7 protein-coding genes are annotated in these 9239 nt (G+C 63.3%); 2 read left to right on the top strand and 5 right to left on the bottom strand.

The genetic code is table 11. From position 1 onward, the window contains the following. Positions 1-11: 11 nt before the first annotated feature. The 3 genes from BLQ12_RS25770 to BLQ12_RS25780 all read right to left on the bottom strand — a co-directional run bounded on the left by BLQ12_RS25770 (position 12) and on the right by BLQ12_RS25780 (position 5542). The gene (locus BLQ12_RS25770) at positions 12-3860 is read right to left on the bottom strand and encodes a response regulator (RefSeq protein WP_092215694.1); all 3849 of its coding nucleotides are present in this window, start codon (positions 3858-3860) and stop codon (positions 12-14) included. Beyond that, positions 3857-4636 carry a cyclase family protein gene (locus BLQ12_RS25775; protein WP_092215696.1) on the bottom strand — a complete coding sequence of 260 codons (780 nt, stop codon included), beginning with the start codon at positions 4634-4636 and terminating at the stop codon, positions 3857-3859. The genes BLQ12_RS25770 and BLQ12_RS25775 overlap by 4 nt, the downstream gene beginning before the upstream one ends. A gap of 186 nt (positions 4637-4822) precedes the next feature. Further along, positions 4823-5542: a hypothetical protein gene (locus tag BLQ12_RS25780; RefSeq protein ID WP_092215698.1), complete on the bottom strand. Its 720-nt coding sequence runs from the start codon at positions 5540-5542 to the stop codon at positions 4823-4825. A 557-nt stretch (positions 5543-6099) separates the two neighbouring features. Between BLQ12_RS25780 and BLQ12_RS25785 the strand changes: the two genes are divergently transcribed. Both BLQ12_RS25785 and BLQ12_RS25790 read left to right on the top strand, forming a co-directional pair. Next, positions 6100-6516 carry a DUF3842 family protein gene (locus BLQ12_RS25785; RefSeq protein ID WP_092215700.1) on the top strand — a complete coding sequence of 139 codons (417 nt, stop codon included), beginning with the start codon at positions 6100-6102 and terminating at the stop codon, positions 6514-6516. A gap of 85 nt (positions 6517-6601) precedes the next feature. Then, positions 6602-6805, top strand: coding sequence for a CooT family nickel-binding protein (locus tag BLQ12_RS25790; RefSeq protein WP_092215702.1), 204 nt, complete (start codon positions 6602-6604; stop codon positions 6803-6805). A gap of 107 nt (positions 6806-6912) precedes the next feature. Here BLQ12_RS25790 and BLQ12_RS25795 read toward each other — a convergent pair whose 3' ends face one another. Further along, a complete protein-coding gene (locus BLQ12_RS25795) occupies positions 6913-8559 on the bottom strand; it encodes an alpha/beta hydrolase (protein ID WP_092215704.1) in 1647 nt (548 codons plus the stop codon). A gap of 411 nt (positions 8560-8970) precedes the next feature. Next, the coding region (locus tag BLQ12_RS27605; protein ID WP_175470073.1) for a hypothetical protein at positions 8971-9239 on the bottom strand (269 nt) is incomplete at its 5' end.

The following is a 9239-nucleotide window of genomic DNA, read 5'->3' on the forward strand; positions in this document are numbered from 1 at the left end:
GGAAAGGGCCATCATCCGGTGAGCAGGGCAAGGCGGGTTTCGGCCCCGTCAAAGTCGTAGGCGTCGATGAGGTCTGCGATCTCCCGCATGGCGGTCAGGGCTTCGGTCTCTTTCTCCCCCTGCAGGAATCGGATCAGTTCGTCGACGGTCTCCGAAGAGCCCACGGGGTCGGCTTCGGCCAGATCGGCCCGGAGGCGGGCCACCATCTTGTCGTGATCGCCTTCGGAGGGTGGGGCTTTTTCGTCGGTGGGGGAAGGGGGGCGGCCCAGGGTCTCGATGGCGGACAGGACATGGGAGAGGGCCTTGGTGAGGGCTGGCCCCAGCTCCCGGACGCTTGAAAGGTCCTCCCGGGCCGCGGTCTCCTCCATGGCCGCGGCCTCGGCTGAGAGGATATCTGCAGCGATGTTGGCCGCCACCCCTTTGAGGGCATGGGCCTCCATGCGCACGGCGGCAAGGTCCGAGGCGGCAAGGAGAGCGGTCAGTTTACCGGGAAAGCCTTGGTATTCGGACCGGAACCTCAGGAGTACCCGGTCGTAGAGGGTCACGGAGCCCAGGCGCTCCACCCCCGCGTCGAAATCGAGGACGCATCCCCCGGCGTGGGGGGCCTCGGCCTCGTCGGGGAAGGTTCCGCCCACGGTGTGGCGGGCGATCACCTCAAAGAGGCGCTCCCGGTGGATGGGTTTGGAGACGTAGTCGTCCATGCCGGCGTGGAGGCAGCGCTCCTTGTCTCCCTGCATGGCGTGGGCGGTCATGGCGATGATGGGCAGCTCGGGCATGGCCAGGTTGTCCCGGATCATGGCCGTGGCCTCCAGGCCGTCCATGATGGGCATTTGAAGGTCCATGAGCACCAGGTCAAAGGCGTGGGTCTCCACGTGCTTTACCGCTTCCAGCCCGTTTGTTGCCGTTGTTACGGCAATGCCCCACCCTTTGAGGAGCTCCCTTGCCACCATCTGGTTGACGGGGTTGTCTTCCACCAGCAGCACGGACAGGCCCCTTAAGTCGCTCAAGGTGGCCGAGGGCGTCTTGGGTTTGGCCACGGCCCGGGGGGCTCCGAAGATCTCCATGACGGCGTCGAACAGGGCCGAGGGTTTCACGGGCTTGATGAGGAAATGGGCAAAGCCGCTGCGGCGGGCACGCACCACCTCCTCTTCCCGCCCGAAGGGGCCGGTGAGGATCACCCTCGGGCTGCCCGCCCCGCCGCTTCTGCTGAGGTCCGTTGCCGTGTCGATGCCGTTGATGCCGGGGAGCTGCAGGTCGATGACGGCAAGGCTTAAGGGGGGGTAACTCCCCTTTCGAAAGTGCTTTAAGGCCTCTTCCCCGCTTCTGGCCTCCACCACGGTGAAGCCGAAGCCCGTCAGGGTCCGGGTAAGGACGGTTCGCGTGGCAGCGTTGTCCTCGACCAGGAGCACGGCCCCCCGGCGCATTTCATCGGGGATGAGGGCCGGGGGCATGTCGCGGTCCATGAACCGGGTGCGGGCGGTGAAGCAGAACCGGCTCCCCCCGCCGTGGACCTGTTCCACCCAGATGGCCCCTCCCATGCGTTCCACGATGTTGCGGCAGATGGCTAGGCCCAGGCCGGTGCCGCCGTACTTGCGGGTGGTGGAACCGTCGGCCTGGCTGAACACCTCGAAGAGGCGGTCCGATCGATTGGGGTCCACGCCGATGCCCGTGTCCCGCACGGCGACAAAGAGTTCCACGTGCTGCTCGTCCCGCCGGACGCAGGTGGCGGTGATGGCAATTTCACCGGTCTCGGTGAACTTAAAGGCGTTGGACAGGAGGTTGGCCAAAACCTGGCGAAAGCGCAAGGGGTCCCCGAGGAGTTCGTCGGGGACCTCCGGGTCGATGTCCACCACCAGCTCGATTTCTTTTCGCACGCAGCTCTCGATGAACAGGTCGGTGACGGCCTCCACCACCTCGGCCAGGCGGAAGGGGATCTCTTCAAAGCGGAGCTTGCCCGCGTCCATTTTGGAAAAATCCAAAATGTCGTTGATGATCTGGAGCAGGGAGCGCGAAGAGGAGCGGATGATGCCCAGGTACTCGCGCTGGCGGGGGGTGAGGTCGGTGCGCATCACCAGGTCGCTCATGCCGATGATGGCGTTCATGGGGGTGCGGATTTCGTGGCTCATGTTGGCCAGGAAGGTGCTCTTGGTGATGGCCGCCTCTTTGGCCTCCTCCACGGCCAGCTCGGAGCTGCCGATGGCCTTTTCCAGCTGGGCGGTGCGTTCGGCCACCAACTCTTCCAGGCGGTTGCGGTGGGCGGTGAGCTCTTCGTTCTGCTGGCTGATCTTCTCCTCCGCCTGTTTGTGCCGGGTGATGTCCGTGACGATGGCAAGGGTGGCCCGGCGACCGCCCATGGCGATGGCGGTCTCGGAGATGATGACGTCGATGCCGGCCCCCTGCCGGTGCCGGATCCGGGCTTCGTACTGGCCGGGGACGTCCCGCCCCTTGTCCGTGTCGATAAAAAAGTCGCTGACGGGCAGGGCGTAGAAGGCCTCTCCCTCGTAACCGCACATGGTCATGATGGCCGCGTTGGCATAGGATATCTCACCGTCCACCTCCACCACGATGCCGTCGTTGGCGTTGTCCACCAGGCTGCGATAGGTCTCCTCGGATTCCTGAAGGGCCTTGACCGCCTCGTTGTGCTCGGCCTCCAGGTTGCGGAGCTTGTCGCGCATGCCCAGCGTGAGCAGCAGGATCAGGAGGCCGTAGCCCATCTCCACCCCCCAGCGGGAGACGGGGGTCAAGGGGACCACCCCGTAAAGGCCCCCCAAAGAGAGGGCGCACCCGGCAAGGAAAAAGACCCAGGCCACCAGGTAAAACCGTGCGGTGCGCACCCCTTTGCGGTACATCACCAGTCCCCCTGTCAGCATCACGACGATGGTGGTGATGCCCGCAACGGTGACCCACTGGCTGATGATGTGGTAGTCCATGATCGGGGCACAGGCCGTAAGGCCGAGGCAGAGGAGCAGCCCTCCCTTGACCAGGCGATCCAGGTCCGGGCAGAGGGCGCGGGTCCCCAGAAAGCCCCGGGAGAAGAGCAGGGCAAAAAAGGTGGCGGCAGAAAGCAGCAGGGGGTTGGCCACATTGGCCCATTCCGGGGACTCCGGCCAGAGGAACTGGAAGGCGTGGCCGGCGTGGACCATGGAGTGCAGGGTCATGGCGAGGGTGAACAGGAGAAGGTAGAGCCGGGTGCGCTGGCGGGTGGCCAGAAAGGCAAAGAGGTTGTGAAGGGCCATGGCCAGCATGATGCCGTAAAAGAGCCACGCCAGGGGCATCCCTGCCAGGCTCGCCCGGGCAAAGGCGTCGGCGCTCCAGACCGTTACGGGAAGGGTCATGGCCCCTCGGGTGGTGATGCGCAGAAAGACGGTGGTCTCTCCCGGGGGGAGGGTGACGGGAAAGGCGATGGCCGGATGGGCCAGGGGCCGCTCGGCAAAGGGGTGGGTGTCTCCGCTCACCTGCTTGCGGAACCCTGCAGGGCCCGGGTGGTAGAAGATCACCTCATCCAGGGGCGGGTAGTTGATGGCGACGACCGACGTGACGGGGGCCGTGCCCCGGTTGGCAAGGGTCAGGCGGCCCCAGAGGGGGTACTCCATGAACCCGAAGGAGTATTTCAGGGTCTCCAAAGGGGCAAAGGGGGTCTGGCCCCGAGCCGCCTCGGTGACGGTGAGGGTCCCTTCGGCGTCGGCATACCAGAGCAGGGACGGGCCCGGGGAGATGCCGGCTTTAAGGCGGGTCACATCCAGGGCCGTGGCCCGGGCCCCGTGCGGCCAAAGGAGCATGAGAAGGGCGGCAGCGAGCAGGACCTGGGACGCGCTGCGGAAACGGAACAGGCGGTGAAAGGGCTCCCGGGCAGTGGTCATGGGAGGGCCCCTTCGCCCTCTGCGGGCATGAGGGCCACCGCACGGGTCGGTCCGGCAGAGCCCCCCTTGACCTTTAAGGGGAAGCAGCAGACGGTGAACCCTTCGGCCGGCAGACGGTGGAGACCCGCCAGCCTCTCCAGGTGGCAGTACGGGGTATCGGCTCCCTGGTAGTGGGACTCCCAGAACTCCCCTTGGCCGCTTCTGGCGCGGCGTGCCATGTGGGACAGGGGCCCGTCCCAGCCCCAGGCGTCGATGCCCGTGACCTTGACCCCGCGGCCGGTGAGCAGGGCCGTGGCCTCCCGGGTCACCCAGGGCCCGGAGGTGAAGTAGGCGGGGTTCCCCAGGAGCCGGTCCATGCCGGTGCGGATGAGGACGATGGTCCCGGCGGTGATGGGGATCCCCTGGGCCTCTTCCCAGGCCGTGATGTCGGCTTCGGTGATGGCCTCACCGTCCTTTTTGTGGCTCATGTCGAGGCAGACACCCGGGGCAACGCACCAGGACAGGGGGATCTCGTCGATGGTCATGGCCCGCTTGCCTCCGGCATCCGGGGCGTAGTGCCAGGGGGCGTCCAGGTGGGTGGTACCGTGGGAGGAGAGGGTGAGGGTGTCGTTGGCCCAGCCGAGGCGGCGGCGAAGGAAGCGGGGGGTAAGGCGGGTGAGAAGAAAGACGGACAGGGCGCCGAAGCGGTGGCCCTGCCGTTTGACACGGGTGCGGGCCCACCAGGGGGCCCAGGCGGTGTCGGTGTCCAAAGGGGCAGACAGGTCAAGGATCTCCATGGCGTCTCCGGTGGTGGGCCAGCCCCTGTCCGGGCGGCCCCGTCTGGATGGTAAGGGAGCGAAGCATTAAGGACTAAATACGTACAAGGCATCCGGCGAATCATTAAACCCGTATCATGCTGTCGCATCAATCGTTATAGATCACACGCACCCGATGTCCGTTTGTTCCGATGCGGCTGCGCATGCTTATCGCTTGAAAAATCGCCCCAGCAGCCCTTTTCTGGGCGGCGGCGTGGAGGGCCCTCCGGCATGTTCCTGGGCCAATTCCTTGGCGGCTTCGGCGTTGGCCGGCCCGGGGAATCCCCCGGAGTTGACGTGGATCCGCATCACCTGGCCGTCGGTGAGGGGCAGCTCTCCGGTATGGCCCGCGGACCGCAGGCGTCCTGCCAGGTAGGTCTTCATTTCCGCCAGGGTCATGGGGGGCAGGGGCACCTCCCGGATGCCCTCGTGGCCGGGGACCAGGTGGCGCAGGGTGTCCAGAAGGGCGGCCGTGTGGGGCAGCCCCGTCAGAATCACCTGCTTGAACTGGCGCGGCTCCCCTTCGTCCGTGGTCAGTTTGATGAGGGCGGCCAGGGCGTCGGGCTCCAGGCCGTGGGCATCGTCCACCATGACCACGGGCAGGCCCTCCCGCACCATGGTGTAGGCCCGCAAAGGCTCGCCCCCGGTGGGAAGCTGGAGGGTACAGACACGCCAGTTCTCCTCGTCCACAGCCAGGACCTGCTTGACCAGAAGGGTTTTTCCCCCGCCCGGGTCGGCGCTGATGAGGACCACGTTGTGGGGGGCCTCCACCAGACGGCGCACAAAGGCGACGGTTTCGGTGAGCTTTGTATAAGGAAAAAACGAGGCCTCGTCCACGTAGTCGGCGAAGGGGTCCCGTGTGAGTTGTAACGCATCGATATAAGACATAGAACAGCACGCTGTTTGGAATGTGTCACGGCCGCCGGAACCGAACCGATAGTGGGTGACGCAAGGACAAGGACCCTTTTCCTCCCCGTGGAATCCGGCACGATGGGGTTGTCAGGCGAGGGCGCTTCGGCTGCAAAAGGGCGTTTCGAACCACGTAGAACCCGTGATCTTTCCTCTGCAGGCGGTGCCTTGAAAAAGGAGACCTTGTTGAGCTCGTCCTTCATTTGAATCCTCATTTTTGCCGGAATATCAATTTTTTTTCAACTCTTGATTCCTCTTGAAAGGAAAAAACGGGACCGGTTTCCCCTGCATCGGGCCTCACCGCAAAAGGGCGGCCATGGCGAGGAGGGCACCTCCGCCTGGGCGGGGTACCCCAAAGTCCCTTTTTCAGGGACGCTGTGTCACCGGTTTCGGGCGTGCGATTTTTACGCGACGGCATTGACGGGAGGGAGGCGGGTTTGATACCAATGGGTATGCAACGAAGGGGGTTAGGGCTTTGGGCTGTCACGGGTTGCGACGGCATTTTTTATCGACCGCCAGACAAATGAGAATTCGCCATGTTGAGAATTTGCGTCATTGACGGCCAGGGGGGCGGCATCGGAAGCGCCATCATCAGACGAATCAAGGATCTGTTCGCCGAAAAGGTGGAGATCATTGCGTTGGGTACCAACGCCGTAGCCACGGCGCAGATGCTCAAGGCGGGAGCAAACCGGGGGGCCTCCGGTGAGAACGCCATCGTCCGAAGCGTGCAGAATTGCGATGTGGCCACGGGTCCCCTGGGGATTGTCATGGCCCATGCCCTCATGGGGGAGGTGACCCCGGTCATGGCCGAGGCTATCTCCGGCTGTGCGGCCAGAAAGGTGCTGCTCCCCCTGTCCCAGGACAACGTGGAGGTGGTGGGGGTGCACAAGGCCCCCTTGCCTCACCTTGTGGATGAATTGATTGAATCAGGGTTGAAAACCCTGTTGAACTGATGCCCTCGCAGGGAACCGCCCATCCGGCGGTTCCCATATGAGAATGCGAGACCGGCATTTTTGATAGCGTAAACGGAGGTAGCCCATGTGTGAAGCCAGTGCCTATATTATTACCGACGGCGAGCCGAAACTGATTATGGAATCGGTGGACGTGGCCGTTCCCACGGACGAAGGGGAGCTCAAGCTGATCAATATTTTCGGTGAGCAGCGCTTCATCAAAGGGGCCATCGAATCCCTCTCCCTGGTGGACCACAAGATTTTCATCCGGGAGACAGGAGCCGCCCTCTGAGAGGCTTTTCCGGGGGGCCTTACCCCCCGTGGAAAAAGGCGTCCACGCTCTCAATGAACTCTGAGAGGAGCCGGCGGCTGACCACGAAGATGTGGCCTGCGTTTTTCTCAATGGTTCGGTTCAGCCCCCCCCTTTGTTTCGGTTCGCCTTTTCTCCGTTCCCCAGAGCTCGCTGGCCACGCAGGCACCGGGGGGTGAAATGGGGTCCCGTTTCCCCCGGTAGTCAAAAAGGGCCACCCCCATGTGGGAGAGGGCCTTCATGGAGACCGGCTGTCCGTGAAGCTCCGGGACGCTGGAGGAGAGGGGGTACTCCCCCTTTTCAATGGCACTGCCCATGAAGAGATCACCGATCCAGGTGAGGTGGGAGCGTGTGCCGAACCGGGTGCCGTGGGTGAGCCAGTAAAAGAAGGGGGCCGCTTCCAGAAGCTCTTCGGCTTTTCCCGCCCGCTGGTAAAACCCCCGCCTCACAAAGTACCTGACCCCGGGCTGGATTTCGTTCATGCCCGCATCAATGATCTGGGGGGGCACCCCCACCCCGCCGTACATCTCTGCAATAAGGGCCGGGTCGTAATCGTGGCGGATGACGTCCCGCATGGGACCCTGGCCGCTCATGCCGTCGTTGAAGCGGATGGGCGAGGCCATGAGGGCGATTTTCACGATGTCCATGGGCTGCCCCAACGCTTTTTTCTCTTCGGCCCTTCGGGCCAGCCAGGGAAGCAGCAGCGTTCCCCCCATGCAGTATCCCATCACACAGATCTCTTCCCCCGGATTCTCCTTTTTTATCAGCTCAATGTTGTGGTCGTGGACCGTTTTCCCGTAGAAGTCGAGGTCCAGCCCGTCGGACTTTTCCCCGGGCTCTCCGGGGTCGTTGAGGTAGATGCGGAAGCCCCGGGCCAGAAGGGCCTCCACCACGGATTTTCCCTGGGCCAGGTCAAAGATGTCCGGTTTGTTGATTAAGGGGCTGGCAAGGTAGAGGATGCGGTCGGGGGTCTTGGCCCCCGCAGGAGAGAGGTACCTCCGGAGGGTGCAGGGGCCCAGGCGGGAGCCTTTGACCTCCTCGTAGGGGGAGACCCCGATGATGCCGCCAGTGGTGCGTTCGGAAAAGTCTTTGATGTAAAAGGCGTTGTGGTTGAACAGGTTCTCCAGGCGTTTGCGGGCGATGGCCAGGTAGGTTTCAAAGGGGAGGGTCTCCCCTTCGGCGTAGGGCAGGGGGTCGTCGGTCCGCTCCTCGGTGACGGCCATGACCAGGGTGGTGAGGAGTTCCCGCAACGCCTTCAAGGCCGAGAGGCCGAAGGAGCCGTAGGAGAGCTCCAGGTAGCGGAAGTTCTCCACCTGCTGGCTGAACCGCCTCCTCAGGGCGCTGGTGACCATTACCTGTTGGGCCTTCTCTTCGGAAAAATGGCCGGCCCTGTCCATGAACTCTCCGGTGAGGTCCCGGAGCATGGAGGCGTAGAGGCGCTCCACCAGCTCATCGGAGTAGACAAAGGTGTCGGGGTTGTCCCCCCGCATGGAGGCGACCTGGGCGTGGGTGCGGATGGGGCGGGTGATGCCTGCCTCCAGGGCGTCGTGGGACCACTGGGCCCAGGAGGTTCCGGGCATGGACGAGATCTCTTTCAGGATGTTCTTGTACTGAAACATCGAGCGGACGGCTCCGCCCACGATGCGGCTCATCATGGGAATATGGGTGTCGTACCCTTCCCGGTTGTCGACGGGTGAATAGACCAGGGAGCGAAGCATTCTGTCGGAACGGTTCATGGCATATCCTTGTCTGTTCGGGGAGGAGCCCCGAAGGGTGATGGGAGCGTTTTATATTTAAGGTGTCTGGCTGGCGTGTTTTGTCGGGGCGCGTGTTTAAGATACTCATTTCTGGGCGCCCGTTCGGCGGTTGAATGGGGCCATGGGGTCGGATTGTCGGGGTGGCCCATGGTTATTGCCATAGTAGCTCAAACCATGGGATTTGCGTAGAAAAAAAGTGCGGGGCTCTTACCGGAGGGCGCAGATGGCCTCCGGCGGCCCTGCCGGGGGCTAAACTTTTAAAAAGTTTAAAAAACAGATTCAGTTTAATCTGAATCAATAGCGAATGTGATTTTCCCTGAGGAACGAAGGGGAAAGCGCATTCGCAACCTGCTTTCGAGGTGGCACACCTCGCCGCCGGAGGCATCGTTTTTAGTTTGTGCCCTTCACGTTGGAAGGGGCTTTAAAGATGTCGAAAAAGTCCAGGGTCCTGCCTTCAAAGAGCAGATTCTGGGAGCGCTGGGTAAAGGCCAGGGCTTCTTTTACCATCCGGGCGTGGACGGCATCGGCGGCCACGGCCGTGAGCGGGTCCAGCGGGCCGCCGCGCAGGAAGGTGTTCGCTTCCCCGGACCCCAGGATGTTGATCTCCACCACGTGGTCCCCTTCCACCCAGCCCAAAAGACCCTGGTGATAGTAGTCGG

The sequence above is a fragment of the Desulfoluna spongiiphila genome (genome assembly GCF_900101345.1).
GTDB classification, from domain to species: domain Bacteria; phylum Desulfobacterota; class Desulfobacteria; order Desulfobacterales; family Desulfolunaceae; genus Desulfoluna; species Desulfoluna spongiiphila.

Excerpts from the sequence above, each read along its gene's own strand:
- BLQ12_RS25770 (WP_092215694.1), bottom strand. The coding sequence starts at position 3,860 with ATGACCACTGCCCGGGAGCCCTTTCACCGCCTGTTCCGTTTCCGCAGC.
- BLQ12_RS25775 (WP_092215696.1), bottom strand. The coding sequence starts at position 4,636 with ATGGAGATCCTTGACCTGTCTGCCCCTTTGGACACCGACACCGCCTGG.
- BLQ12_RS25780 (WP_092215698.1), bottom strand. The coding sequence starts at position 5,542 with ATGTCTTATATCGATGCGTTACAACTCACACGGGACCCCTTCGCCGAC.
- BLQ12_RS25785 (WP_092215700.1), top strand. The coding sequence starts at position 6,100 with ATGTTGAGAATTTGCGTCATTGACGGCCAGGGGGGCGGCATCGGAAGC.
- BLQ12_RS25790 (WP_092215702.1), top strand. The coding sequence starts at position 6,602 with ATGTGTGAAGCCAGTGCCTATATTATTACCGACGGCGAGCCGAAACTG.
- BLQ12_RS25795 (WP_092215704.1), bottom strand. The coding sequence starts at position 8,559 with ATGAACCGTTCCGACAGAATGCTTCGCTCCCTGGTCTATTCACCCGTC.